The organism is Streptomyces sp. Xyl84, assembly GCF_059731885.1.
In genome coordinates this window covers 1482547-1508593 of sequence record NZ_AP029183.1, presented here as the reverse complement: position 1 = coordinate 1508593, position 26047 = coordinate 1482547, and the positions used below count along the sequence as shown (strand labels likewise).

Annotated in this window: 18 protein-coding genes and 3 pseudogenes; 13 read left to right on the top strand and 8 right to left on the bottom strand. The window is 69.5% G+C overall.

From position 1 onward, the window contains the following. The first annotated feature begins 863 nt into the window (after positions 1 to 863). Positions 864 to 1955: a helicase associated domain-containing protein gene (locus tag AC6I72_RS37960; protein WP_498006397.1), complete on the top strand. Its 1092-nt coding sequence runs from the start codon at positions 864 to 866 to the stop codon at positions 1953 to 1955. Between the two features lie 948 nt (positions 1956 to 2903). On the opposite strand, the gene AC6I72_RS37955 is transcribed toward AC6I72_RS37960, so the two are convergent. After that, positions 2904 to 3293, bottom strand: a complete 390-nt coding sequence (locus AC6I72_RS37955) for a hypothetical protein (RefSeq protein WP_498006395.1) — start codon at positions 3291 to 3293, stop codon at positions 2904 to 2906. 297 nt (positions 3294 to 3590) lie between these two features. Here AC6I72_RS37955 and AC6I72_RS37950 point away from each other — a divergent pair, with 297 nt between their 5' ends. Then, positions 3591 to 3713 carry a hypothetical protein gene (locus AC6I72_RS37950; RefSeq protein WP_498006394.1) on the top strand — a complete coding sequence of 41 codons (123 nt, stop codon included), beginning with the start codon at positions 3591 to 3593 and terminating at the stop codon, positions 3711 to 3713. 534 nt (positions 3714 to 4247) lie between these two features. Next, positions 4248 to 4964, top strand: coding sequence for a hypothetical protein (locus tag AC6I72_RS37945; protein ID WP_498006392.1), 717 nt, complete (start codon positions 4248 to 4250; stop codon positions 4962 to 4964). A gap of 57 nt (positions 4965 to 5021) precedes the next feature. Here AC6I72_RS37945 and AC6I72_RS37940 read toward each other — a convergent pair. Continuing rightward, a protein-coding gene (locus AC6I72_RS37940) for an IS5 family transposase (protein WP_498006391.1) occupies positions 5022 to 5839 on the bottom strand; the annotation gives its coding sequence in 2 pieces (ribosomal slippage) (positions 5022 to 5491 and positions 5491 to 5839; 819 coding nt in all). A gap of 205 nt (positions 5840 to 6044) precedes the next feature. Further along, positions 6045 to 13331, bottom strand: coding sequence for an SDR family NAD(P)-dependent oxidoreductase (locus tag AC6I72_RS37935; RefSeq protein ID WP_498006390.1), 7287 nt, complete (start codon positions 13329 to 13331; stop codon positions 6045 to 6047). A 1047-nt stretch (positions 13332 to 14378) separates the two neighbouring features. Between AC6I72_RS37935 and AC6I72_RS37930 the strand changes: the two are divergent. Continuing rightward, positions 14379 to 14632: pseudogene (locus tag AC6I72_RS37930) on the top strand (hypothetical protein); the annotation flags it as partial. 170 nt (positions 14633 to 14802) lie between these two features. Here AC6I72_RS37930 and arsM read toward each other — a convergent pair. Further along, the gene (arsM, locus tag AC6I72_RS37925) at positions 14803 to 15675 is read right to left on the bottom strand and encodes an arsenite methyltransferase (RefSeq protein ID WP_498006388.1); all 873 of its coding nucleotides are present in this window, start codon (positions 15673 to 15675) and stop codon (positions 14803 to 14805) included. Positions 15676 to 15775: 100 nt separating this feature from the next. Here arsM and AC6I72_RS37920 point away from each other — a divergent pair, with 100 nt between their 5' ends. From AC6I72_RS37920 to AC6I72_RS37905, 4 genes are all read left to right on the top strand, one after another. Continuing rightward, entirely contained in the window at positions 15776 to 16180 is a 405-nt protein-coding gene (locus tag AC6I72_RS37920) for an ArsR/SmtB family transcription factor (protein WP_498006386.1), read from the top strand. Next, positions 16177 to 17295, top strand: a complete 1119-nt coding sequence (gene arsB / locus AC6I72_RS37915; protein WP_498006385.1) for an ACR3 family arsenite efflux transporter — start codon at positions 16177 to 16179, stop codon at positions 17293 to 17295. The genes AC6I72_RS37920 and arsB overlap by 4 nt, the downstream gene beginning before the upstream one ends. Further along, positions 17288 to 17704, top strand: a complete 417-nt coding sequence (locus AC6I72_RS37910) for an arsenate reductase ArsC (protein WP_498006383.1) — start codon at positions 17288 to 17290, stop codon at positions 17702 to 17704. The genes arsB and AC6I72_RS37910 overlap by 8 nt, the downstream gene beginning before the upstream one ends. Positions 17705 to 18532: 828 nt before the next feature. After that, positions 18533 to 19617, top strand: a protein-coding gene (locus AC6I72_RS37905; RefSeq protein ID WP_498005004.1) for an IS630 family transposase whose coding sequence is annotated in 2 segments (ribosomal slippage) — positions 18533 to 18976 and positions 18979 to 19617 — 1083 coding nt in all. Because the reading frame shifts where the segments join, the coding sequence is not laid out codon by codon here. A gap of 5 nt (positions 19618 to 19622) precedes the next feature. Here AC6I72_RS37905 and AC6I72_RS37900 read toward each other — a convergent pair. Further along, a complete protein-coding gene (locus AC6I72_RS37900) occupies positions 19623 to 19766 on the bottom strand; it encodes a hypothetical protein (RefSeq protein WP_498006475.1) in 144 nt (47 codons plus the stop codon). Positions 19767 to 19982: 216 nt separating this feature from the next. On the opposite strand from AC6I72_RS37900, the gene AC6I72_RS37895 reads away from it, so the two are divergent. The 3 genes and pseudogenes from AC6I72_RS37895 to AC6I72_RS37885 form a co-directional block, all read left to right on the top strand. Continuing rightward, positions 19983 to 20117 carry a hypothetical protein gene (locus AC6I72_RS37895; protein WP_498006381.1) on the top strand — a complete coding sequence of 45 codons (135 nt, stop codon included), beginning with the start codon at positions 19983 to 19985 and terminating at the stop codon, positions 20115 to 20117. Between the two features lie 198 nt (positions 20118 to 20315). Further along, positions 20316 to 20807, top strand: a pseudogene (locus tag AC6I72_RS37890) (NUDIX domain-containing protein). A gap of 106 nt (positions 20808 to 20913) precedes the next feature. Further along, a pseudogene (locus tag AC6I72_RS37885) lies at positions 20914 to 21297 on the top strand (hypothetical protein); the annotation flags it as partial. Here AC6I72_RS37885 and AC6I72_RS37880 read toward each other — a convergent pair. Then, entirely contained in the window at positions 21240 to 21482 is a 243-nt protein-coding gene (locus AC6I72_RS37880; protein ID WP_498006479.1) for a hypothetical protein, read from the bottom strand. The pseudogene AC6I72_RS37885 and the gene AC6I72_RS37880 overlap by 58 nt on opposite strands. A 219-nt stretch (positions 21483 to 21701) precedes the next feature. Here AC6I72_RS37880 and AC6I72_RS37875 point away from each other — a divergent pair, with 219 nt between their 5' ends. Further along, positions 21702 to 22445 carry an SDR family oxidoreductase gene (locus tag AC6I72_RS37875; RefSeq protein ID WP_498006380.1) on the top strand — a complete coding sequence of 248 codons (744 nt, stop codon included), beginning with the start codon at positions 21702 to 21704 and terminating at the stop codon, positions 22443 to 22445. Positions 22446 to 22749: 304 nt separating this feature from the next. On the opposite strand, the gene AC6I72_RS37870 is transcribed toward AC6I72_RS37875, so the two are convergent. Then, on the bottom strand, positions 22750 to 24030 hold the full coding sequence (locus AC6I72_RS37870; protein ID WP_498006378.1) for an IS701 family transposase: 1281 nt from the start codon (positions 24028 to 24030) through the stop codon (positions 22750 to 22752). 131 nt (positions 24031 to 24161) lie between these two features. Between AC6I72_RS37870 and AC6I72_RS37865 the strand changes: the two genes are divergently transcribed. Then, positions 24162 to 25412, top strand: coding sequence for an IS701 family transposase (locus tag AC6I72_RS37865; protein WP_498006473.1), 1251 nt, complete (start codon positions 24162 to 24164; stop codon positions 25410 to 25412). 156 nt (positions 25413 to 25568) lie between these two features. Here the strand turns inward: AC6I72_RS37865 and AC6I72_RS37860 are convergent, their stop codons facing one another. After that, positions 25569 to 26045: a hypothetical protein gene (locus AC6I72_RS37860; protein ID WP_498006377.1), complete on the bottom strand. Its 477-nt coding sequence runs from the start codon at positions 26043 to 26045 to the stop codon at positions 25569 to 25571. Positions 26046 to 26047 lie beyond the last annotated feature (2 nt).

The window sequence follows — 26047 nt, the reverse complement described above, 5'->3', positions numbered from 1 at the left end:
CGCGCGGTCTGCTCCGCAGACACGACGCGCCGCCGCTACGCGGCGGTCCAGGGAATTGCTCCGCAATTCCGTATTCCGGCTCCGCCGGAATACCCGGCCAACTCCGTTGGCCGAGGTCCGAATTCGCTCCGCGATTCGGACTGGAATGGAATTCGCTCCGCGAATTCCATTCGGCTGGCCACAGGTGGGGTGCGGTCCTTCGACTCTCCCGCATTCCTGAGCTCCCGTCAATTTAGTCACGCCTTGGCGAAATTGACGGGCCCGGCCTCTCGGCCGGCCCTTTCCCGCGCCCGCTCTTCAATTTTAGAACACGGGAACCATAGCGCGCTCCTGCGGGCCTGCGCTACCCCTACCAGGGGCCGATCACTTCGACCTTGCGCCGCCGAGACGGGGTCTGACAGCCCCTCTGGCGACCTGCGGGAGTCGATGCCTCCAGGGGGCGCAGCGGCCTCTCCGGGGTCCTGTGGCCGGCGCAAGGTCAACTCACCATGCGCGGCATACCCCTGAGGACCTTTCATGTCCTGTTTCGTTGTGCAGCGCTACTCGTTGTCGAAATGCGATGTGTGAGTGCTGATTTCAGGAAGATTTTCACCGCCAACAACATCAAGTAACTGAATCGGCAACGCACCTCGCTATCCCCCAGTGCGAGTGTCCCGGGCACGGGAAACTGGCCACACTGATCGTGCCGGTATTCCTCGGCCCGGACGAGGATGAGAACGAAATGCTCACGTCGGACGCTTACGGGACCCTGGCGAAGGTCCTCGGGGGCTGCGGGCGCACGACACGGACACCGTGGAAGCGCTGGCCGACCCGAGGCCGCGCAGCGGCCGGCAGGAGCCGGACTTACCGGTGACGAAGGCGAGTTGGGCGACGGGGGCGAGATCGGCGCTGAGGGCCAGGAGCAGGAGGACGAGGGGTCGGCGCGGGTGAGTGCGGCGGCGGCCGGTGTGCTGCGGTTCAGCACCGAGCGCGACCCCGCGACGGTGGCCGCGTTCGTACGGCTGCGCGTCATCGACCCCGAGCACGCGTACCGGCGGCGCGACATCGCAGCCGCGCAGCGGTGGCTGCGGGAGACGAGGTCGGTCATGTTGTCGGTGCCGGTCGCCTACTGGACCCCGCAGGCCTGGACAGGGCCCGGGCCCTCCTACCCGTTGGGGGCGTGGCTGGCGGATCAGCGCCGGTACTACGCGGCCGGGACGCTGGAAGCCGAGCGCGTGGTCGAGCTGGAGACGCTGGGCATGGTCTGGTCGGTCTACACCGAGTGGGACGGCATGCTCGCCGTCGCCCGCGCCTACGCCGCCGCGCACGGGCACTTCGTCCCTCCAGCCACCGCCGTGTGGGAAGGGCAGCCCATCGGCACGTGGGCGAAGAACCAGCGGCAGGCGGCCCGGAAGGCGGCTGTGAACGCCGCTCGGCGCGCGGCAGGGGAGTCGGGCGTGCCGAGTACGGGGGAGCTGCCAGAGAGCCGCAGGGAGGCGCTGGAAGCGATCGACGCGGGGTGGTGCCCGGTGTGGGATGCGGGATGGCAGCGGGCCTACCGGCTGTGTCAGGCACACGTCCGCGCCGGCGGCCCGCTCCCTGACGCTCCGGGCCAGGTCATCGTGCAGGGCGAAGACCTCGGAGCATGGACGGCAGGGCAGCGCACCGGGCGGGACCGGCTCATGCCCGCACAGCAATACCTCCTGGAGACCCTGGGCCTGGAGCCCGCGCCCGCCGGGGCCGAGGCGGCGGCGCGGCCGGTAGGGCGGCGGGAGGCCGCCCGGGCGGTGAACCTCGCGGCGGTGCGGCAGTTCTACGAGCGCGAGGGACACCTGCGGGTGCCGCGCAAGCACGTGGAGGTACTGCCGGACGGGACGACCATCAAGCTCGGTGCCGTCATCGACAACACCCGCCGCCGCGCCGACAAGCTGACCGACGAGCAGCGCGCGGCATGGACCGCCCTCGACATGCACTGATAGACGGTCAGGGGACATGGGCCGGGTGGGGGGACGTGGGACGTTGACGGCAGCGTGACCGTGCTGGATGTCGCGCGTTGGGCGCAGTGACCCGCGGGGCATCACGGTGTTGCGCGGTCCCCGTCCTCACCGGCGTGGGGTCAAGAACCGCTGGTGCTGGTGACCGTCCTGTCATGGCAGGCGGCCCCTGGTCTTCCCCCTCGGAGACTGGGGGCTGCCGGCTTTCGGGGCTGCTCGCGGTGCGGAGCGCGCTGGGTGAATGTCCTCCGCCCTGTGCGTGCCGCGCGGGGATCTGCTGTAGCCCTTCCTGCATGCGGGCCCGGCACTCCCTCGGTGTCTGGCGCGCCTCACCCGCGTGCGGTGCCCGCTCCGAGCAGTCGGGACGCCGGTTCTTGTGGTCAGCGACTGTCGGCCTCAGACGCCGGTTTCGCTCGCCCATGTTCGGGTCCCGGACCGCGCCCGTGTCGCATGGCCGTGGGGGGAGGGGGCCTGATGCCCACAAGTAAGTGACGGCTGTCCAGGCTATCGAATTGGCACCTTCCGGCGCCGATCTTCCCACAGCATTCGATAGGGGGACGCGTTTTTACGCTCTCGCGTATTCTTCGAGCTGTGAATATGATACTGCTGGGGGGCCAGATGGGTTATCGAAGGTCACAGTCACTTTCTCCCACCCGAGGTCAGGCGGCAAGTGCTTAGTGACACAGAAGAGTGTCGGTCGCTCGTCCTTAAAGGCGGAACGCTGAATTATCATATCGGGGGGTACTTCGACGCCGCGTCGCCTTATTTCCTCCGGGTTAATAAGGACGTCAGTGACGTACTTGGCTCGCTCATGCTGCGGAAGACTGGCGAATTCTTTCATTACGCTCTCCATTTGCGGGGAACAAATGAAGGCGATGACTTCGGACAGCGCCGATCGGATTTCCTGAGCTATGACCTCTTGAGATGGCATCAGACTGCCTTCCCCACGCTGACACAGCCAGTAGTACCACCGATCGCAGAGCCGGTCGTGGTGCATATTGTCCATCCGCTGCCGCTGCTGCGCTCCTCATCAGGTGATGGCGTACTCACGGCCACCACGTCCCCGCTTTTCACCCCTTCCGGATTTTCGAAATATCTGGTAGTGATTCGAAGGTCTTTGCTGATCGGGATACCTCTTGCAGAGAGCTCCTCGACGGTAGCGAGGCGGGTGGCTGCAGCAGTCCTCTCACTTTCAGGGGCCTGTGCTATTTCCTCTAGAATCTCAAGGAATGCGGGATTCGATGTTATCTCGGCGAGCGTCGCACTCAGGTGCTGCAAGTGTTCGGCGCTTGGGATAGCGGCAGGGGTTTCGCTGGACATGCTGCACCTCACTCAACTCACGGTCTATTACTGAGGCTACCGCGCGTGAGGCGGGATGCAACTTCAAACAAAATCTACTAGATGCGATTTCAAAAATTGGAGGAGTCAACTTTCAAGGAGGTTAGAACCTTATTTATCTCAGGCCGCTCCCTCCTCCTCGTCCTCGTCTGGATCACACAGAGGCGGCAGCTCGCCGCCGGCCGAGCCGCGGAAGCTGTAGTGGCGTTGGCGTGCTTGAACAGGAGAGTCGGGCCATGTCCTGGTCCTGCACCGGGCACTCGCGCCGGCAGGTGGTAGATGCTGCTGCCGGACCAAAGAGAGAGCAAGCTGGACGCCGGCATCGACCACACCCACCGCTGGACCGGCAAGCTGACCGATGAGCAGCGGGCCCAGTGGGCTGCTCTCGGCATGCGCTGGTAGGGGAGGGAGGACGGTTAGCGTCGCGTGCAGGCGCCACCCGGTGACGCCTGCGGTGTGGTCGACGAGGCGCAGCGCCCGGCCGTCGGTACCGTCCTGGACCTGGTACGTCTCTGTCCAGCGTGGGTCGCGGTCGGTCGCTTCGTAGGTGACCTGCAGGCGGTCACCGGTCCGTGCCGGGTACCACCGTGCGCCGATCAGGGCGCCGTGCCCGCTGAGCAGCGCGTCCACATCCCCGGCCGGGTCCCAGCGGTGCCCTGCGGCCTCGGCCCTGCTGCGCGGCGCTTCCAGCAGGGAACAGCCCCCCTCTCGCAGCCGGACCCTGCCGGTCCGACGAGAACAGCGCGAACCCCGACAGAACATCACAAAATATGTAAATTCGCCCTGCCCTGGGCTGGTTTGGGGTGTAGAACGCGGTCGCGGGCATGCCGAAGAGACGGCCCAGGTCACCGGAGTGACCGGGCCTCCCTTTGTCGCGGCTCTCTTAAGACAGACGATCTGTCAGCGCTGTGCCAAAGGTTGGGGCACACTCGTGTCATGACCCATGATGAGGCAGTGGACCCCCTGTGGCGTGAACGTGAGGCCATCATCCAGGAGGGGCACAAGAGGGCGCGGGACGCCCTTGATTCGTGGCCTGACGACGGAAGCCACGAGGCGATGAGGGGTTGGATCCACGCCAGGACGGAGCTGGACACTCTCCGCTACAAGGCGATGACGGGCGAGCAGCTACCGTCAGACCTCGACGGGACCACTGCCAGGGTCATGGGGGAGCGGCGTGCGGAGATCGTACGTGAGTACCTGGAGATGCTGAGAGTCCGTCTCGTCGGCTACCCCGTTCCCTCCCGTGTGCCGCCCCCGGGGTGGCGCCCCGTGGTCTCAGTGGACAGGGACGACGTAGACGAGGAATGGGACGAGGAAGAAGAGGAGGGTCGCTACCGGCCTGCTGCCCGCGAGGCATGGGACGACGACGATGACTATCTCATCGAGAGTGCCGGCGATGCGCTGAAGCGTCAGTCGCAAGGCGAGATCATCAATGAGATCCTCGCGGGCGGAGCCGTGGCCGCCTCGTTCACCGCTGGTGCCGCTGTGGTCAAGGCCAGACTGGAAGCCACAACCCAGCGCGAGAAGAACAAGCTGGATGCTGAGACGGAGCGGCTGAGGATCGCGTCCAACGAGCGGATCGCAGGCTTGCAGGCCATGACCCGCCAGCAACTCCCCGCCGCTGAGGCCGAGGGCGACGAACCCGAGGCATGACAAGACCCACTCTCAGCTGCACCCAACTTGGTAATCAGTCTCATGCCTTAAGAGGTCCTAACAAAGGCGTTGGACGTGTCGGTGGGTGATGAGGCAGGTCGCGAGGCCGAGGAAGGCTTCATGAATGTCGTCGCGTCTCTCCCAGCGGATACGCAGGCGGCGAAAACCGTGCAGCCAGGAGATCGTCCGCTCCACGACCCAGCGGAAGATGCCCAGGCCGGAGCCGTGCGGCTGGCCGCGTTCCGCGATCACAGGCCGGATACCGCGCTGCCACAGCAGGCGTCGGTATTTGTCGTGGTCGTAGCCGCGGTCCGCGAAAAGCATGTCCGGCCGTCGGCGCGGCCGGCCGACGACACCGGCAACCGCGGCGACCTTGTCGAGCAGGGGCAGGAGCTCGGTGACGTCGTTGCGGTTTCCGCCGGTCAGCGACACCGCGAGCGGGATGCCCTGGCCGTCGGTGAGGACGTGGTGCTTGCTGCCCGGCCGTGCACGGTCGACCGGGCTGGGCCCGCTTTTGGGACCCGCCGGGCCGCCCGCACGTGGGAGGAGTCGATCACCGCCCGCGACCAGTCGAGCTGCTTCGCCGACCGCAGCTTCTTCAGCAGCACCACGTGCAGCTTCTCCCACACACCGGCCTCGTTCCAGGCGGCCAGACGCCGCCAGCAGGTCATGCCCGAGCCGAAGCCCAGCTCCTGCGGCAGGTACTCCCACTGAATGCCGGTGTGCAGCACGAACAGGATCCCGCACAGGGCCTGCCGGTCCGGCACCCGCGGCCGGCCTGCCACCAGCTTGGGGCCTGGCTCCGCCAGCAACGGCTCGATGAGCGGCCACAGTTCGTCCGACACGATCCACGGCCGCGACTGACGCTTCCCCACGACCCGACCAACGATCAGACAAGCCGATGGTTACTTGATCAATAACTTCTGTTAGGACCTCTTAGGGGGCAGGATGGTTTCTGCCCCCGCGCGCGAGCCCCGCGCCTCCGGCCCCGGCCCCGGAAAGCAGGCCGGGAGAAGGTCACCCACACGGTGATGTGCGACGCGGGGCCGAGGGTCGTCCGGCCCTGGTTCCCGGCCCGGCCTATCGACGCAGTACTTTCCCCAGCCACAGCCGGACGGCGGAGGCGGTGTCGGCGGCGTGCTCCTCCATGAGGGAGAAGTGGTCTCCTGTGGCCGTCACCGCTTCGTGCACCCAGTGCGTGGACACCCGCCAGTCCTCGCCGTCGGCCGTCATCATTGGTTCGGACGCCCGCAGGAGCAGAGTCGGCACCTCCAGTCTCACCGGCTTCCAGTGCGCGAAGAGGCGCGCGTACCACGACTGGGCCGACAGCCTGGTGCCGTCCAGCGGCATGGCGCGGGTCTGGTACCGCCGCATCAGCCGGTGGAAGCCCTCCTGGTTGCGGGCGAGGTAGGGGTCGTCCACCGGATAGGTGTCGATGAACACCACCGCCTCCGGACGCACGCCGAAGCCCTGGAGGTGTGTGGCCAGTTCGTGCGCCAGGACTCCTCCGGAGGAGTATCCGCCGAGTACGAACGGCGCGTCGCCGACATGCCGCAGCAACGCCTGCGCCAGTGCCGTGGTGACCGCGGAGGCGGTGGCGGGCAGGACGTCCCCTTCCGTGAACCCGGACAGGGACAGGGAGGAGACAGCCGGTCCCCGCCCCGCGAAACCGGCGGCCAACGGCATGTGGACGTGCGGTCCCGACATCGCGACGAACGGAGGGACCATGAGCAGCGGCACCGGGCCGGAGCCTTCGGAGAGGGGGATGACGTCCTGGCTCCGGGGGGCGTGCGCCGCGAGGTCGTCCGACTTCTCCCGCAGCACGGCGACGTTCTCCGCCAGTCGCCGGCTCGTCGTGAAGTCGCCCGCGTCCAGGCCCCGCCAGAACAGGGTTCCCGTCATGTCGGCGGCGGATCCGCGGCCGGCGTCACGGGCCGTCGCGCCACGCTCAGCCGCCGAGCCCGGGGACGCGGCGGCGAAGGCCGAGTGCGAGCCTCCTGCGGTGCTCGGCCGGCCGTGCCGGTCGTGGGGCGGGCGGGAAGCCGGGGACAGCGGTGCGGGAGACGGGGCGACCCCGTCGCCGTCCGGAGCGGGCGTCCGCTCTCGCGCGGTGCCGCCCGCGTCCTGCAGCATTCGTCCCAGAAGGTGCTCCGTGAGCCGTTCGGCACTGGGATGGTCGAAGACGAGCGTCGAGGGGAGGAGGAGTCCCGTCGCAGCGCCGAGGGCGTTGCGCAGTTCGACGGCCATGAGCGAGTCCAGCCCCAGTTCCTTGAACGACCGGTGCGGGTCGACCTCGCCGGGCCCGGACCGTCCGAGCACCGCCGCGGCCTGCCGTAGCACCAGGGCCCGCACCTCGGCCACCCCGTCCTCGGGGCCCAGGGCGGCCAGGCGGGCCCTGACGCCGTCCGCCTCCGGTGCCTGCCGGGCCGTACGCCGTGCCTCACCGGTCAGCCCCCGCAGGATCGGGGGCAGGAGGCTGTCCGGCCGCCGTTCGCGTCGGGCCGTGACGTGCAGGGCGGCGGGGATCAGGACGGCGGCGTCGCGCAGCAGGGCCTCGTCCAGGAGCCGGAGACCGGTGCGCGAGTCCATCGCCCGGACCCCCCAGCGCGCCAGACGTGAGGTGTCCGCGTCGCCGAGGTGGCCGGTCATCCCGCTGGCCTGCGCCCACAGCCCCCAGGCCAGCGACTGCCCGGCCAGGCCGCGGGCCCGTCGTGCCACGGCCAGGGCGTCCAGGAAGGCGTTGGCGGCCGCGTAGTTGGCCTGGCCGGTGGTGCCCAGTACTCCGGCTACGGAGGAGAAGGACACGAAGGCGGCGAGGTCCATCTCCCGCGTCAGCTCGTCGAGGTGTACCGCCGCGTCGACCTTGGGACGCAGAGTCCGCTCCAGCCGCTGCTCGTCCAGCGCGGCCACCACGCCGTCGTCCAGCAGGCCGGCGGCGTGGAAGACCCCGGTGAGCGGAGCGCCCTCGGGAACCTGGTCGAGCAGCTTCACGATCTGGTCGCGCTCGGCGACGTCACAGGCCACGACCCGTACGGTGGCGCCGAGTTCGCGCAGCTCCGCGCAGAGCTCGGCGGTGCCGTCGGCCGCCTCGCCGCGCCGTGAGGCGAGCAGCAGGCTGCGCGTCCCGTGGTGCGCGACCAGGTGCCGTGCGGTCAGGCGGCCCAGCTGCCCCGTCCCGCCGGTGATCAGGACCGTTCCGGCCGGGTCGAGAGGACGGGGCGTCCTCAGCACGTTCTTGCCGACGTGCAGCCCGTTGGCCATCGTCCGCAGCGCCTCCGGCAGCCGCCGTACGTCCCACACGCGCACAGGAGGCAGGGCCAGTGCGCCCTGCTCGAACAGGGCGGTCAGCTCCCTCAGCAGTTCCGAGATCCGGTCGGGTCCGGCGTCGTAGTAGTGGAAGGGCAGGTAGCTCACGCCGGGGTGGGCGCGGGTCACCTCGGCAGGGTCACGGACGTCGCGCAGGCCCATTTCCAGGAAGCGGCCGCCGGGGCGCAGCAGCCGCAGGGAGGCGTCGACGAACTCCTCGGTCAGGGAGTTGAGGACGACGTCCATGCCACTGCCGCCGGTGGCGTCGCGGAAGTGTTCCTCGAAGTGGAGGTCGCGCGAGCCGGCGATGTGCGAGTCGTCCAGTCCCATCGTGCGCAGTAGCCCGTGCTTGCCCGGACTCGCCGTCGCGAAGACCTCCGCTCCCAGGTGGCGGGCCAGGGCGACCGCGGCCATGCCCACGCCGCCGGCGGCGGTGTGCACGAGCACTCGCTCACCCGGGCCCAGCCGGCCCAGATCCCGCAGGCCGTACAGGGCGGTGAGGAACACCACCGGAGCCGCTGCCGCCTCCTCGAACGTCCAGCCCTCCGGTATCCGGGCTACATTCCGCGCGTCTGTGACGGCCAGGGAAGCGATCGCGCTGGGGAAGACGCCCCACACCCTGTCGCCGACGGCGACACCCCGCACCGCGGGGCCCACGGCCGTGACCACGCCCGCCGCCTCGTGCCCGAGGTCCGAGGCGTCGGCGAGCATCCCCCGGGTCACCAGTACGTCGCGGAAGTTGACTCCCGCGGCCCGCACCTCGACACGGACGTCCCCGGGCTTCAACGGGTCCAGTAGTTCCGGTGCCGGACGCGCCACCACGTCACCTCCCGGGCCGGCCACACCGAGCACCCACGGCAGTGGCCCGTCGGGAAGCCGCAGGCCCGCCGGCGCGGGTACCACGCGTGGTACCGACACGGCCGACGCGCGGACAGCGGTCTGCCATTCGTCGGCCAGTGTCGCCGCGGTCGTGACCGTGCGGAGCACCGCGCCGTCGGCCGTCCCGTCGGGGGCGCCGGCCAGGTCCGTGATCGCCACGCGGCCGGGGTGTTCGTTCTGCACGCTGCGGACGAGGCCCCACACGGCGGCGGCGACGGGATCCACTTCGGCGGATTCCTCCTCGTGCACGGCGACGGCCCGGCAGGTGACCACCAGGAGCCTGGCCGTGGCCCACCTCGGATCGGACAGGAACTCCCGTACCAGGCGCAGGGCCGCGCCGGTGATCGCCCTGACGGCCTCCGCAGGGGCGTTCGCGGCCGGGTGCGTACCGGGGCGGGCGTGCCAGACCAGCCAGTCACAGCGGTCGCCCCCGACGTTCCCCGGAGCGGCGCCGTCCAGATCCGCGGCCCCGCTGATCACCCTGACGCTCCCCGGGGCGGCTTGGTCGCCGGCCGGCGCGCCGGGCAGGGCGGTCCACCGGACCGTGTGCAGTGCGCCGGGTCCTTCGGCGGGCCCGGTGGCCTGGCGGGCCAGCTGTTCCGGGCCGGCCGTCCTGAAGGTCAGGGAACGCGCCGAGAGGACCGGGGCGTTCGTCGTGTCGGTCAGCAGCACGCGGACGCCGCCGTCCTCGGCGGGGGCGAGACGGGCCCGTACGGCGCGTGCTCCGACGGCGTGCACCTCCACCTGGCTCCAGGCGAACGGGAGTGCCGTTCCGTCGCCGTCGGAAACGGCACCGCCCAGGACACCGGCGTGCAGGGCCGCGTCCAGCAGCGCGGGATGCACGGTGAAGCCGTCCGGTTCGGTGCCGTCCGGCAGCGCCACGTCGGCGAAGATCTCCTGGCCGCGCGTCCACAGGGCCCGGACCCCCTGGAACACGGGCCCGTACTCGTAGCCGCGGGCGGCCAGTTCCGCGTAGGGATCCACCGGCAACCGGACCGCGTCTGCGGGCGGCCACGAGCCCTCCGGCGTCTGGTGTGTCGCGGCGCCGGGGCCCGGGGCGAGCCTGCCGCTCGCGTGCCGTGTCCAGGACGCCTCCTCGTCCTCCGGGCCAGACCACACGGTCACGACCCGCCGGCCCGTCTCGTCCGCGGCACCCACGACGACCCTCAGCCGTACCCCGGTGCTCCCCGGCACGCGCAACGGCGATTCCAGTACCAGTTCCTCAAGCGACTGGCACCCTGACCGGTCACCCGCCTGCATGGCCAGTTCGAGCAGCGCGGTGCCGGGGAGGAGGACGACCCCGTGCACCGCGTGGTCCCCGAGCCAGGGGTGTGTCGACCGGGAGATCCGGCCGGTCAGCACCAGCCCTCCGGTGTCCGGGTCCTCGATCAACGCGCCCAGCAGGGGGTGGGCCGCGGGCTCCAGCCCCGCCGCCGTCACGGCTTCGGGTCCACCCTGCCCCGGGGCGAGCCAGAACCGCTCGCGCTGGAACGCGGTCGTGGGCAGGTCCACGGACGGGACCGCGCCGGGCAGGACGGCTGTCCAGTCCACCGGTACGCCGCGTACGAACAGTTCGGCCGCCGACCGCAGCATCCGCAGCCGTCCGCCCTCTCCACGGCGCAGACTGCCGCCGATCACGAAACCGGTCAGCCCCTCGGCTTCCAGGGTGTCCTGCACGCTCGCCGTCAGTACCGGATGGGAACTGACCTCCAGGAACGTACGGAAGCCCTGGGCGGCCAACTCCCGTACCGCGTCCGCGAAGCCGACTCGCTCGCGCAGGTTGCGGAACCAGTACTCCGCGTCCAGTTCGGTTCCGGTCAGCCGACGGCCGTCGGTGGTGGAGTGGAACGCGACGTCGGTGACCGTGGGAGTCAATCCGTGCAGCGCGCCGACGAGTTCCGCACGGAGATCCTCCACCTGCCGTGTGTGGGAGGCATAGTCGACCGGAAGCCTCCTGGTGCGCACGTGCTGCCGGTCGTAGAAGGCCGCCGCCTCACCGAGTGCCGCGGGCGGCCCGGCCAAGGTGACCGAGTGGGGTCCGTTCACCGTGGCGATCTCGACCGTGTCGTCCCCGCGTTCGCGCAGGTCACGGACGGCCCGTTCCTCACCCACCGCGACCGCGAGCATCCCGCCACGACCGGCCAGGGTCCGCGCGATGAGCTGGCTGCGTACGGCGACGATCCGGGCGGCGTCCGCCAGAGACAGGGCGCCCGCCACGCAGGCGGCCGCGATCTCCCCCTGGGAATGACCGATCACGGCGTCCGGTCGCAGCCCCCAGGAGCGCCACAACGCGGCGAGCGAGACCATCACCGCGAACGACAACGGCTGCACCACGTCGGCACGTTCGAGTATGTCCGGATCCCGCTCCCGCACCATCGCGGACAGTGTCCAGCCGACCCAGGGGCCCAGCGCTTCCTCGCACTGCGCCATCCGGGCCGCGAACACGGGTTCGGTGTCCCATAGCTCCGCGCCCATGCCGGCCCACTGCGCCCCCTGGCCGGGGAACACCCACACGGACCCGGCTCCGTCACCGGCACCCACGACACCGACGTGGGCCAAGGACGCCGGCCGCTGCCCCGCCACCTCCTCAAGACCCCGCACGAGTTCGGCACGGCTGGCCCCGACCACCACCGCCCGGTGCTCCCACACCGCACGGGACCGCACCAGCGCGCCCGCCACGGCCGCGATGTCCACCGTGGGGTCGGCCTCGATGTGCGCGGCGAGCCGTGACGCCTGCTCGGCCAGTCCGGGCCCGGACCGCGCGCACACCACCAGCGCCGTCTCCCGCCGACCGGGCCCCTCCGTCGTCTCCAGCCGTGCGCCGTCGCGGTGCGGCGAACGCGGGGCCTGCTCGATGATGACGTGCGCGTTCGTGCCGGAGATGCCGAAGGCCGACACCCCGGCCCGCAGCGGCCGGTCCGCCGGCGGCTCGGGCCACTCCCGTCGCCGGGTCAGCACCTGCAGCCCTGTGGACCGGTCGGCGTACGGCGCGGCGGCAGACACGTGCAAGGTCCGTGGCAGCACGCCGTTGCGGAGTGCCAGCACCATCTTGATCACACCCGCGACACCCGCCGCGGCCTGCGTGTGACCGATGTTCGACTTCAGGGACCCCAGCGGCAGCGGTCGGCCGGTGCGGCCGTAGACAGCCGACAGCGCACGCGCCTCGGTGGGGTCTCCCAGCCTCGTGCCGGTGCCGTGCGCCTCCACCGCGTCGATGTCGTCGCCGCTCAGACCGGCGTCCGCGAGGGCGAGCCGGATGGCCTTCTCCTGGGCCCGGCTGCTGGGCGCGGACAGGCTGTCGGACGCCCCGTCCTGGTTGATCGCGCTGCCCCGTACGACGGCCAGCACCCGGTGCCCGGCCCGCCGGGCGTCCGACAGCCGTTCCAAGGCCAGCATGGACACGCCCTCCGACATGCCGAAGCCGTCCGCGTCCGCGGAGAACGCCTTGCAACGCCCGTCTCCGGAGAGGGCGCCCAGCCGGCTGTACTCCACGTACATGCCGAGGGTGGGTGCCGTGGTGGCACCGCCGGCCAGAGCGAGGTCGCACTCCCCGTCGCGCAGAGCGCGGACCGCCAGATGCAGCGCGACGAGCGAGGACGAGCAGGCGGTGTCCACGGAGACGGCCGGTCCCTCCAGCCCCAGTGCGTAGGAGATACGGCCCGAGTGCACGCTCGCGGTGGTGCCCGTCATCACGTGGCCCTCGACCGCGGAACCCTCGGCCAGGCCGGGCCCGTACTCGGACTCCATGACGCCGACGTACACCCCGGTGGCGCTGCCCTTCAGGCCGCTCGGATCGATGCCGGCGCGTTCCAGTGTCTCCCACGCGGTCTCCAGCAGCAGCCGCTGCTGCGGGTCCATGGCCAGCGCCTCGCGTGCCGAGATGCCGAAGAACCGGGCGTCGAACCTGTCGGCCTCGACGAAGCCGCCCTCGCGCTGCACATGGTGTCCGGGCTCGTCCAGGCGCGCGGTGTACGAACGCGCCACGTCCCAGCCGCGGTCGTCGGGGAAGGGGCCGACGGCGTCCCGCTCGTCCATCAGCAGACGCCACAGCTCGCCGGGGCTCGAGACGCCTCCGGGCAGACGGCAACCCATGCCGATGATCGCGATGTCCTCGCGCGAGCCGTCCGCCCTCGGCGCCACGGACCCGCGTCGCGAACCGGCCGTACCGGCCTTTTCCACCATGCTGCCCACTTCCTGGTCGTCCCGGCTGCTGTTGCGCTTCCCGGCCCGCCCGGTGCCCGGGAGGAGACGCGGCGCTCGTCCGAGGCCGCGTCGGTGATCTCTCCTTAGAACGAGGTGTTCCCGGTGCGGGGTTCATGCCGGCCGGCACGGGCCGTCGACTGCCGGGTCAGTGAGGTCTTGAGGTCTCCGGGGCGCTGCGGCACGCCGGGGACAATGCGCGCGGCTGCGTCCGCGACAGCGCCTTCGGCCGTGGCGGGCGGCTCCGGCCACGGCGGGCGCCTTCGGCCACGGCGGGCGGCTCCGGCCACGGCGGGCGCCTTCGGCCGCGGCAGACGGCTTCGGCCATGGCAGACGGCTTCGGCCATGGCAGACGGCTTCGGCCATGGCAGACGGCTTCGGCCATGGCAGACGGCTTCGGCCATGGCAGACGGCTTCGGCCGCGGCAGACGGCTTCGGCCGCGGCCGCGGCGAATCCGGCGGTCGTGCCGCGGCCCCGGCCTTGGTCGGCTTCCGAGGCCTGACCGTGTTGCAGTCGGCCGCCGACGCCGCCCTCTACGGCGGCAAGCACTCCGGCCGCGCCGTCCTCGCGACACGGCAGCACGTGGCCGTGCCGTCCAACAATGGCCGCCGGACAGGACGTCAGGGCACGGCCGTGTGGGGGCGAGCGGCATGAGCAGCGTGACCCTTGCGCCGACGGCCGACTGGATCCGCGGAATCAGCGTCAGACAACCGCACGCCGCCTGGCACGCGCAGGGCGGGCCGGTCGGTCTGCCGGCTCGCGTGCAGCACTTCGGCCCCCTCGTGCTCGGACACCGCGTCTCCGTGCGGTACGCGCCGTTCGACGTCAGCGACCACCAGCTGTTCGCCGACCCGTACGAGGCCGACGCTGTCACGCTCCTGGACGCCGCCGTCGCGGGGGTGAGGGCATGCCCTCCCCCGGCCCTGTACGAGATCGAGAGCAGCGAGGCGCGAAGACCAAGCGCGGGCGACGCGTCTGATGCTCTGAAGGGCACGGTGGTTGAGCGAGGACGAGGGTTCGTAAGAGGGCGGATGCTCCACGCCCCGGTCGTCCTGGTCGACGGCCGCACCATCGATGTCGCCGCGTCGGTCGGGCCGCCGCCCCGGACGTGATCGGCACCCGCGACCTCACCGTCCTCCAGCGGGCCGCCGATGCCGCGGTGTACGACGGCAAGCACACCGGCCGCGCGCACCTCGCCACCACTCCGCACGCTGCGGTGCCGTCCGTCAACGGTCGCCGCGCCGGACGCCCGGGTACGGCGGGGCGGGGGCGAGCAGTATGACCCTTACGGGGCTGTCCCGGCCGGATCCTCAGCATCAACATGCAGCGGCCACATGCCAAACCGCGCGTGTTCGCGGTTCTGGACTGGAAGGTCGTTGGCGGGGAATCGCGTCTGGAGCCGTGGTTGAAGTCCTGCGCGCGGGTGCCTGCCCGGTGGGTGGTTCTGTCAGGTCAGCTGTGGCAGCCGCAACCGGCTTGCCTTTTGGCCTTGGTGACCGTGGTGTTCGGGTCGGTGGCTTGTGCGGTGGGTGTGCAGCAGGCAGTGACGCCGCAGCATGAGGCTGCGGCGTCGGCGATGTCGGGCTTGACGGCTCGGACGATCGCGGAGTGCATGCCGTCGGCGACCTCGTGGGTGGGGGTGATCTCGATTTCGGTGAATCCGGCGGCTTCGAGGCCGTGCCGGTATTCGGCGAACGAGAGGGCGCCGGCGATGCAGCCGACGTAGTCGCCGCGCTCCGCCCGCTGCTCAGGCGTGAGGGTGTCGTCGGCGACGACGTCCGAGACGCCGATCCGGCCGCCGGGCGCCAGGACGCGGAACATCTCGGCGAAGACGGCGGGCTTGTCGGTGGACAGGTTGATGACGCAGTTGGAGATGACGACGTCGATGGTGTTCGCGGGCAGTGGGATGGCCTCGATGGTCCCCTTGAGGAATTCGATGTTGGTGGCGCCGGCCTTCTTCTGGTTGGCCAGGGCGAGGGCGAGCATCTCCTCGGTCATGTCCAGGCCGTAGGCCTTGCCGGTGGGGCCGACGCGGCGGGCGGACAGCAGGACGTCGATGCCGCCGCCGGAGCCCAGATCCAGAACCCGCTCACCCTCGTTCAGGTCGGCGACGGCGGTGGGGTTGCCGCAGCCCAGGGAGGCGGCGACGGCCTCGGCGGGCAGCGCGTTGCGCTCGTCGGCGGCATACAGGGCTCCGCCGAAGCTGTCGTCGACCTCGATGGCCTGCGGGCCGCAGCAGGCGGTGCCGCCTTCGGTGACCTGGACGGCGGCCGCTGCATAGCGCCGGCGGACGGTCTCGCGCAGGTCGGTGTTCTGCTCGCTCATGGCGTGGCTCCTCAAACGGGGCAGAGCGGCCCGGGTCGGTTGTATTGACGTACCTCGATGCAACCTTGCGACCTGAATCGAAGACTGTCAACATAGAAGCATGTCGAAACAAGAGTTTGCGGTCCTCGGCCAGGACGACGCCTCCGGGTGCTGCCCGAGGCTGCTGACCGCCCCGCTGGAGGAGGACCAGTCCGCCGAACTGGCGCCGGTCTTCAAGGCCCTGGGTGACCCGGTCCGGCTGCGACTCCTGTCGATGATCGCCTCACAGCAGGGTGGCGAGATCTGCGTCTGTGATCTGACTCCGGCCTTCGAGCTGTCGCAGCCGACGATCTCGCATCACCTCAAGTTGCTGAAGCAGGCCGGTCTGATCGCCTCCGAGCGCCGGGGGACGTGGGTGTACTACCGGCTGCTGCCCGAGAAGACGGACCAGCTGGCCGCGATCCTGACCCGTCCCGGCAAGCCTGCGGCTCAGACTCCTGACGTGCCGACCGGGGCCGCATCGTGAGCGAGACGAACACTGCCGCGGTCGGCTCGGTGGCCGGGCGGCTGTCGCTGGTCGACCGGTTCCTGGCGGTGTGGATCCTCGCGGCGATGGCCGTAGGCCTGGGACTGGGCCGCCTGGTGCCCGGCTTGGGCGACGCGCTCGCGAAGGTCACTGTCACCGGTGTCTCGCTGCCGATCGCGCTCGGCCTGCTCGTGATGATGTATCCCGTGCTCGCCAAGGTCCGCTATGACCGTCTGGACACCGTCACCCGCGACAAGCGCCTGCTGATCCCGTCCCTGGTCATCAACTGGATCGCCGGCCCGGCGGTGATGTTCGCCCTCGCGTGGATCTTCCTGCCGGACCTGCCGGAATACCGGACCGGACTGATCATCGTCGGGCTCGCCCGCTGCATCGCCATGGTCATCATCTGGAACGACCTGGCCTGCGGCGACCGCGAGGCCGCCGCCGTCCTCGTCGCGCTGAACTCGGTGTTCCAGGTGATCGCGTTCGCGGGGCTGGGCTGGTTCTATCTGTCCGTCCTGCCCGGCTGGCTCGGCCTGGAGCAGACGAGACTGGACGTGTCGGTGTGGGAGATCGCCCGCAGCGTCCTGATCTTCCTCGGTATCCCGCTCGTCGCCGGATTCGCGACCCGCAAGCTGGGCGAGAAGGCCAAGGGCCGCGACTGGTACGAGACGAAGCTGATCCACAAGATCGGTCCGTTCACCCTGTACGGCCTGCTGTTCACGATCGTGGTGCTGTTCGCCCTCCAGGGCGACGCGATCACCTCCCAGCCCCTCGACGTGGTGCGGATCGCGGTGCCCCTGCTGGTGTACTTCGCCGTGATGTGGGCCGGCTCCATGGGCCTGGGCAAGGCCGTGGGCCTGGACTATCCGCGGGCCACCACCCTGGCGTTCACCGCTGCGGGCAACAACTTCGAACTCGCCATCGCTGTGGCCATCGCGACGTTCGGCGCGACCTCCGGACAGGCCCTCGCGGGGGTTGTCGGCCCGCTCATCGAGGTGCCCGTACTGATCGGCCTGGTCTATGTCGCTCTCGCCGCCCGCCGCTATTTTCCCAGTTCCGGGCCCATGACAGCCCCTGCGGCTGCTGCGGAGGAAGGTTCCGCCCGTGTCTGACACCGCCTCCAAGCCGTCGGTGCTGTTCGTGTGTGTCCATAACGCCGGACGCTCGCAGATGGCCGCAGCCTTCCTCACCCACCTCGGCCAGGGCGGCATCGAGGTCCGCTCGGCCGGCTCGGCTCCCGCCGGGACCGTCAACCCCGCCGTGGTCGAGGCGATGGCCGAGGTCGGCATCGACATCAACGCCGAGACCCCGAAGGCCCTCACCGTGGAGGCCGTGCAGGCGTCCGATGTGGTGATCACGATGGGCTGCGGCGACGCCTGCCCCGTCTTCCCCGGCAAGAAGTACCTCGACTGGCAGCTGGCGGACCCGGCCGGCCGGGGAATCGACGCGGTCCGGCCGATCCGCGACGAGATCGAACGGCGCATCCGGCGCCTGATCGCTGAGCTGCCCCCGGCCGGCTGAGACGGGTGGCCGGCCAGATGCCAGGACGGGCGGGTCCTGCCCGGCGGGCTGCGGACAGGACCACTCTGGCACTGCAGGCCGAATCGGGGCAGCTTCGTTGTGCGCTCGGGACGGGCGGCGCTGATGTAGCGCATGGCGGTGTCGCTGATGCCGAACACGCGCATGAGGTGGAGGGGTCGGTGGTTTTCCAGGCCCCGAAGTGTCCTCCCGGACGTCCCGGAGCTGCCGCCGCCCGTTCCTGCCGCAGGGCAGCTCGGTCCGTGGCCATGCCTGGCCGCCGAAGGCGTGCCTGCAGAGCAGAAGCCCCGTACTCCCGGGAAACCGCCGCGAGGGAGTACGGGGCTTTCTGTGTTTCTGGAGCTGTCCGGCTGAAGGCCGGCTCAGGCCGGTCTGCTCGTGCTCGGAGAGCTGTTGCACCAAAGCGGTGTACTCGGTGGGGAACTGCTCATGCAGGACGCTCATGAGGATTTGAGCGCACTGCACGAAGACGGGCGGCTCCATCTTGCGCCGCAGGTCGTGGACGATGAACGGGGCCTTGTCATACGGTAGCTGGCGCGGTTGCCCGTTCTCATCCTGGTCAGACCCGCCTTCTCGCACGTCGGCCGGGGCGAGCGGTGCCGCAGGGGTATTAACCGCGTTAACGGTCTCCGGAGAGAACGCTCCCTGCCGCACCGAGCCCTCGAGGGTATCAACGGCGTTAACGGTGGGCGGCCCGCTGCGCTCGTCGGAGGGCTTCCGGCGCTGCCGCTGGCGCGGAGGCTTACTGAGTTTGTTGGCGTGTTGTCGTTGGGGGCTGACGGGGTGTGATCGTCGCGGTATGCCGGTTGTATGAGGTATCCGCAGGGTGGTGGGCTGACGCCTGAACGGCAGGCGTTTCGTGAGCGGATCCGGATGGAGGCCGCCGAACGGTTCGGCGCCGGCGCCTCCAACGCCGAGGTCGCCAAGGACTTACGGGTGAGCGTGCGCTCCGTTCAGCGGTGGCGCCTGGCCTGGCAGGACGCAGGCGCGGGCGGTCTTCGCTCGATGGGTCCGGTGTCGCTGCCCAAACTGAGCGAGCAGCTGTTCGCGGTACTGGAGCAGGAGCTGGCCAGGGGCCCGGTCGCACACGGCTGGCCGGACCAGATCTGGACGCTGACGCGGATCAAGACGCTGATCGGGCGCCGGTTCCACAAGAGCATGTCCCTCTCGGCCATCGCGAAGATGCTGCACCGGCACGGCTTCAGCCACCAGGTCCCCGCCCGCCGCGCTGTGGAGCGCAACGAAGAAGCCGTCACAGGCTGGGTGAAGGAGACCTGGCCCCACGTGGAAACACCGCGGCGGCGCTCGGGGCCTGGCTGTGCTTCGAAGACGAAGCCGGCTTCTCGATGACGCCGCCCACCACGCGAACCTGGGCCCAGCGCGGTCACACACCCCTCATCCGCGTGCGGGGACGCTCCCAGCGCCGCTTCTCCATCGCGGCCCTGGCCTGCTACAAGCCGGGCGAACGCTCACGCCTGATCTACCGGCCCAAGCGGCACGTCGATCACAAGCGGGGCGGCAGACGCAGTTTCACCTGGACCGATTACCGCGACCTGCTCATCGCCGCCCACCAGCAGCTCGGTGCCCCCATCGTGCTCGTCTGGGACAACCTGAACGTCCACAAGGACGCCCGGCTGAGAGCGTTCATCGACGCTCACGACTGGATCACCTGCTACTTCCTGCCGGCCTACGCCCCCGACCTCAACCCGGTCGAGGGCCTCTGGTCACTGCTACGACGCACCAGCCAGGCCAACACCGCCTTCACCGACCCAGACCACCTGATACGCACCCTCCGGCATGGCCTCCGCCAGATCCAGTACCGCAGCAACCTCATCGACGGATGCCTCGCCGAAACCGGCCTCACCCTGACGACACCACGCCAACAAGCTCAGTAACGGCGTTAATGGCCCTCGCGGCTTCCTCGGCCTGCTGCTCTTGGGGGGAGCTGGCCGATACGACGAGCTGGCTCACCCCTCAACTCACCGGATTCCACCTCCTCCTGGAGGTCAGGAATGAGTTCCAGGAGGGCCAGCCGTTGCGACACCCAGACCGCTGTCTTGCCGAGCCTCTTGGCCACCTGCCCGGTGCGTGCGCTCGGGGATGCGCTACTGATCTCCGAACAGCCGCAGGATACCGACCATACCGGGAGATGAGTGTCCGCTTGTGCTCACCGGCCACGTGCTCGGCCTTGCCGGGTAGGCGGTCGACTGAGTACAGCTCGACCAAGGAGCGCGGAGCCGCAGGAAGGAACCTGCACGCCGTGATCAGTGACCTGGCCCGGCTCAATGTGTCTCAGTCGGTGATCGACGGATTTCACGAGGCCCGTCTCCTCGGCAATGACTTCGTCCACAACGGCCTGGAGTACGCGCCCGATGCGGAGGCGGTGGGGGCGTAGGTGACGTGGCGAGCATTCGGGGACCTGTCCGACTGGTTGTCAAGGCTCTTGATTCGCGTTCGTGGTGTGGACTACCTGGCGGATGGCGTCGGGCAGACCGAAGAAGGGCATGAACTCGCTCCACGCACGTTCCCGACTCTGGGCGATCGAGGGGCGTTGTCAGTGGGCTCTGCGAAGGTGTACGTCGTGGACGAACTGGTGGAGCGTGTCGACGATCACGACCGTGTGTCGGGGGTGGTGGTCGGCCGCCGGCAGGCCATCCGGGAGGGTTGGCTGCACCGGGTCGCCGTGACGGTGTGCCGTGACGAGCGTGGGCGGATCCTCGTTCACCGGCGGTCGGGGCAGCTGTCGCGCTTCCCCGGGCTCTGTGAGGCGGTGGTCGGTGGCGCCGTGGATGTCGGTGAGTCCTATGAACAGGCCGCCGCGCGGGAGCTGGCGGAAGAGCTGGGCATTCGTGTGCTGCCGCGGTTGCTGTTCACGTTCCTCAACCGCAGTGATCTCCGCTCTCACTGGCTCGGTGTGCACCAAGCCCTGGTGCCGGACGCTGTGGCCGCGGATCCTGATGAGGTCGCCTGGCATGGCTGGCTGACCTAGCCGGAGCTGCGGTCGGCCCTGCTGGAGTGGCGCTTCACTCCCGACAGTTACGAAGTCTTCAGCCGGTATCTCGCGTTCCGGACCGCGCGGTCCTGATCTTGCCCGCTTCTCGGGCTGGGGTGCCTGCTTGCAGCCACAGCACGGAACATCCCAACAGAAATGTGGATCGGCACCCGTTGGAGCACACCACCAGGAGGAACCAGTGTCATACCCGCAACCGCACACCCCCGAGGAGAAACTCGCCGACGCGAAGAAGCTGTTGAGCCTCCCGCCTATCGTCGTCATCTGCGGCTCCACCCGCTTCATGACCGAGATGACCGAGGCCGATCTGCGGGAGACCGAAGCCGGAAAGATCGTCGTCAAACCGGGCATCGACATGAAGTCACCACACGACCTTTGGTCCGATCCTGTCGAGGCCGAGTCGCTGAAGGTTCGACTCGACGATCTGCACCGGGCGAAGATCCGACTCGCTGATGAGGTGCTCGTAGTCGGCGACTACATCGGAGTCAGCACCCGAGCCGAAATCGCCTACGCCCGGTCGCTGGGCAAACCCGTGCGGTTCACGCACTCCGAAGCCGACCCCGACGTGAAGGCCCGGCGCGAGACACTCCGCTGCGGCTGGGCCAGTTGCTTGGCGAAGCGGCGGACGTCCTCGATCACCGGGTCGAAGCCGGTGGCCGGAAGGAGCTCGAACGCCTGTCGGTTCTTGAGCGGCTTCCGGCAGAGGCGTCGTCGCGCGACCGAAACGGAGATGGGGACGACCATCGGCACGGGAAGCAGCCACCAGGTGTTGCCGGTCAGCCAGGTGGGGTTTTGGATGGGCGTCCGGCGGGCTTGCCGGTGGCTTCGTCCAGCCGGTCTGTCGTTCTCCCCTGGACACGTCGTGGATCGGTCCGCTCGGGCGGAGTGCGGATCGTGGGGTGTTCTCTCGACGCCGCTTGGTGGGTATGGGTGTTCCCAACAGGCGGGTCATGGAGGCAGGGAGAGATCATGGCGGTGCTCAAAGGCAAGGCGGCTGTCGTCACCGGTGGCTCGCGGGGGATCGGCCGGGCTGTCGTGCTGCGGCTTGCGCGGGACGGGGCGACTGTGTTCTTCAACTACGCGCAGAACCAGCACGCTGCGGATGAGGTCGTGCGGCAGGCCGAGAAAGCGGGCGGGAAGGTCGTTGCGGTCCAGCTGGATCTGGCGGAGCCTCGCGCGGCCGAGGAGTTGTTAGCTACTGCCGAACGTCAGCTCGGCGGTCTGGACATACTGGTCAACAACGCGGCTGTGCACACCGACGTCGTGCCCATCGCGCAGACGGAGGAGGCTGTGTTCGACAGAGTGATGGCCGTGAACGCAAAGTCAGTTTTCCTCACGGTGCGTTATGCGGCGCGGCACATGCGCGACGGCGGGCGGATCGTGAACATCTCCACCCTCAACACCGTTTTCCCCGCTCCCGGCAACGCTCCATACGCAGCCAGCAAGGGCGCCCTCGAACAGCTGACCTTGGTAGCCTCACGCGAGCTGGGCGCACGGGGCATCACGGTCAACGCCGTCTCGCCCGGCGCCACGGACACCGATCTTCTGAACGCGGCCAACGAGCCGGAGAAGTTGGCGATGGCCATCGGAATGACCTCGCTCGGACGCCTCGGCCGACCCGAGGACGTGGCGGACGTCGTCGCCTTCCTGGCGGGGCCGGACGGGCGGTGGCTGACCGGCCAGAACATTCGCGCCAACGGAGGTATCCTCTAACGGATGGGGGCCCTGAGAGGCGCTCATGTCGGTCAAGACCATGGTCGTCACGGACGGCCGCCGCGAACACATGAGCGACATCGTCCGAGCCGTCGCCGCCCTGCTGTCCCACCAACAGACCGCCGAGCTGCCCCCCGGCACGAACGATGTGAAACGCCAAGCCCCACCGGGGCCCGCGACGCCTCACCGCCTACCGTGCACGAGCTCGTAATAGGACTCCGTTAGGTCTGTCTCGATCTTGATGTCGTGTGTGGTCTGCTGGGCAGGGGCTGGTGGCAGGTGGTGCAGATGCCGGTCCAGCACCTCAGGACATCCTGGAGGGCGTCGAGGGTCTGGTAGAGGGTGAGGCCGGTGTGGGTGCTTTTGGGGCCAGTCGCTGTTCGGTGAGAAAAGCGTGGGCGGCCGTCACGAGGGTGACGTGGTGGTGCCAGCCGGTCCAGGACCGGCCTTCGAAGTGGTCCAGGCCCAGGCCGTGCTTGAGTTCGCGGTAGTCGTGCTCGATGCGCCAGCGGACCTTGGCCAGGCGGACCAGGTCGGTGATCGGGGTGTGGGCCGGGAGGCTGGAGAGCCAGTATTCGGTGGGCGCCTCGGCGTCTTCGGGCCACTCTGCCAGCAGCCAGCAGTCGGGCAGGACGCCGTCCCACCACCCCTGCTCGGCCGAGGCGGCTGCCCGGATCGGACGCTCGACGGCCTTGCCCGCGGGGCGGACCCGCGCGGCGGCGAAGCGGGAACGTAACGCGCCGCGTGAGCCCTGCCGCCAGGTGAGGGAGACGAATGCCTCCTGTCCGAGGCCGGTGGCGAGGGCTGCCACCGAGGGTGCTCGGTGGCGGTAGCGGGGCTGGGGCCAGCAACCGACGGAGCCGACGCGGTCCGGGGCCATGGGCTGGGCGTCGAACGGGTGGGCGCTCACGTCCGCGCGGACGGCCAGCACGTAGTCGATTCCCCGCTCGGCCAGGCCGGCCCTCAGGTGGGCATTGGTGCCGTAGGCGGCGTCGGCCACGACCACCGGCGGCGTCATGCCCCAGCCGGCCAGCTCATCGAGCATGTCCAGCGCCAGCCGCCACTTCTCACGGTGTCCGACCCCGGGCGGGATGCGGGTGACGGTGCGGCGGTCGGTGTCCGCCGTCCACTCCTTGGGCAGGAACAGGCGCCACTGCAGCGGGCAGGAAGCGGTGTCACTGGCGGCATGGACGCTGACCGCAACCTGGCAATTGGCGCGTTTGCCCAGGGCCCCGCAGTACTGCGGGGCCACGGCGACCGACATTCTTCCGTCCTTGGGCACCGACACGTCATCGGTCACCCAGGCCGTCGGACTGATCAGTGGCAGCATCCGCTCGCAGACCCGCCGCTGCACCGGCACCGGGTCCCAGGTGGACTGGTTCACGAACTGCTGCAGGTTCTGCTCGTTGCCGTCGGGCAGCCGAGCTGCCATGGCCTGGACCGACTTGCGGCGGCCGTCCAGCATCAGTCCCCGCAGATAGCAGTCGCCCTTGGCCCGCTGGTCCTTGCGAGGCACCGAGGCGAACACATCAGCCACATACAACGCCAACTTCGCCCGGACACGGTTCACTTCATGTGCGTCCACCCATCCAACATGCCCAGGAACAGGACGAACCGGAAGACTTAACGGAGTCCTAGTAGGGCTTGGTCATCTTCACTCGTGCATGCGTGTCTACTGCTCGCGAGCGTCGTTGGAATGGTGTGACACCTGAGGAGATGGCCGGGGTCCGGGAGGATCTGGAGGCGTTCGCGGCGGAGTTGTTCGACGGGTTCTTCCGTGCGGATCAGCGGCGGTGGGGGCAGGCGTATGTGCGGGGACTGCTGTTGGACGGCCGGCGTAAGTCGGTGGAGCCGATGGCGGCACGTCTGGGTGAGGACGGCAACCGTCAGGCGCTGGCGCACTTCATCACCTCCAGTCCGTGGGATCCGGCCCATGTCCGGGCCCGGCTGGCCTGGCGGATGACCGAGGCGATCGGTCCGGAGGCATTGATCGTCGACGACACCGGCTTTTTGAAGGACGGGGACGCCTCGGCGTGTGTGTCGCGGCAGTACACCGGCACCGCGGGCAAGGTCACCAAATGCCAGGTCGGGGTGTCGCTGCACCTGGCCCGGGATCACGCCTCGGCCGCGGTGAACCGGCGACTGTTCCTGCCCGCTTCGTGGGATCCCGACTCGCCGGAGGCCGATGCGGTCAAGGTCGCCCGCCGCAGTCGCTGCGGCATCCCCGACCAGGTGGGGCACGTGGAGAAGTGGCAGCTGGCCCTGGACATGATCGACGAGAGCAGGTCGTGGGGCATCGACATTCCCCTGGTCGTCGCGGACGCCGGATACGGCGATGCCGCCGCCTTCCGCCACGGCCTGGAAGAACGCAACCTGCCCTACGCGGTGGGCATTTCCTGCCGTCACACCGCCCACCCGGCCGACGCCCGGCCCGTCCAGCCCGCCTACGCCGGCACCGGCCGGCCACCGCAGTTGCAGTATCCCGAGCCTGCGCAGACCGTCAAAGACCTGGTCATCGCGGCCGGCAGGACGGCCGCGAGACCGGTGTCCTGGCGAGAAGGCTCCCGCCCTGGCAAAGGAATCAGCGGCTTCAAACGCATCTGCTCGCGGTTCGTGGCTCTGCGCATCCGCCCGGCCGGACGCGGCGTCCGCCAGGCCACCGACGGTCCTGAGCTGCCCGAACGCTGGCTGCTGGCCGAATGGCCGGCCACTGAAGCCGAACCCGTGCAGTTCTGGCTCTCCAGCCTGCCCTCCGGCATGCCGCTGGCGACCCTGGTCCGGCTGGTCAAGCTGCGCTGGCGCATCGAACACGACTACCGGGAGATGAAACAGGCTCTGGGCCTGGCCCATTTCGAAGGCCGCACCTGGGGTGGCTGGCATCACCACGTCACCCTCGTATCGGCCGCCCATGCCTTTTGCACGCTGCAACGACTGGCACGAGACCCAAAAGACGCGGCGCAGGTCTGAGCCTCTACCAAGTCGTCCGAGAACTCCAAACCCTTCTCGCCGCCTGGGCCGGCGCCTGCCCCACCTGCCACCGCGACATACCCACACTGATACGCACCTGACCAAGCCCTACTAGTAAGAGTTGTCCCGTAAATGATCTTCGAGGTCGGCGGTGTGCTACCCCATGACCGCGCGGGCCGCGTCCAGAAACGCCAGCCGGTTGTCCTCCAAGTAGTCGCGCACGCTCTCACCCTCGGGCAAGCCTTCCCACACCGTCCGGTTGAGGTCGAGGAAGTACGCGCGTGCCGCGTCGTGCACGGGCAGGGGGAACTGGATGCGGATGAGACGCTCCGCGACCCACAGCTTGTTCATGACGTCCCGGGTCGTGAGGAACCAGTCGTCGGTGTCCTCCCATTCGGAAGGCCGACTGAAGGCGGAGCGTTCGGCCTCGGCTCCCACCTCGATGAACCGCTCCAGCAGCGCCAGCCGTTCCCCGCGCCGGGCCTCCGACAAGGCGATCTGCTGCCGTTGTCGTTCAGCGCGTTCCGCTGAGAGTTGAGTCCTGTGCTGGACGAGGTAGGACAACGAGCCGCCGAGGACAACGCCGCCCAGCGATATGAGGGACACCCAGACCTGACCTGACATGGCGGTCATCG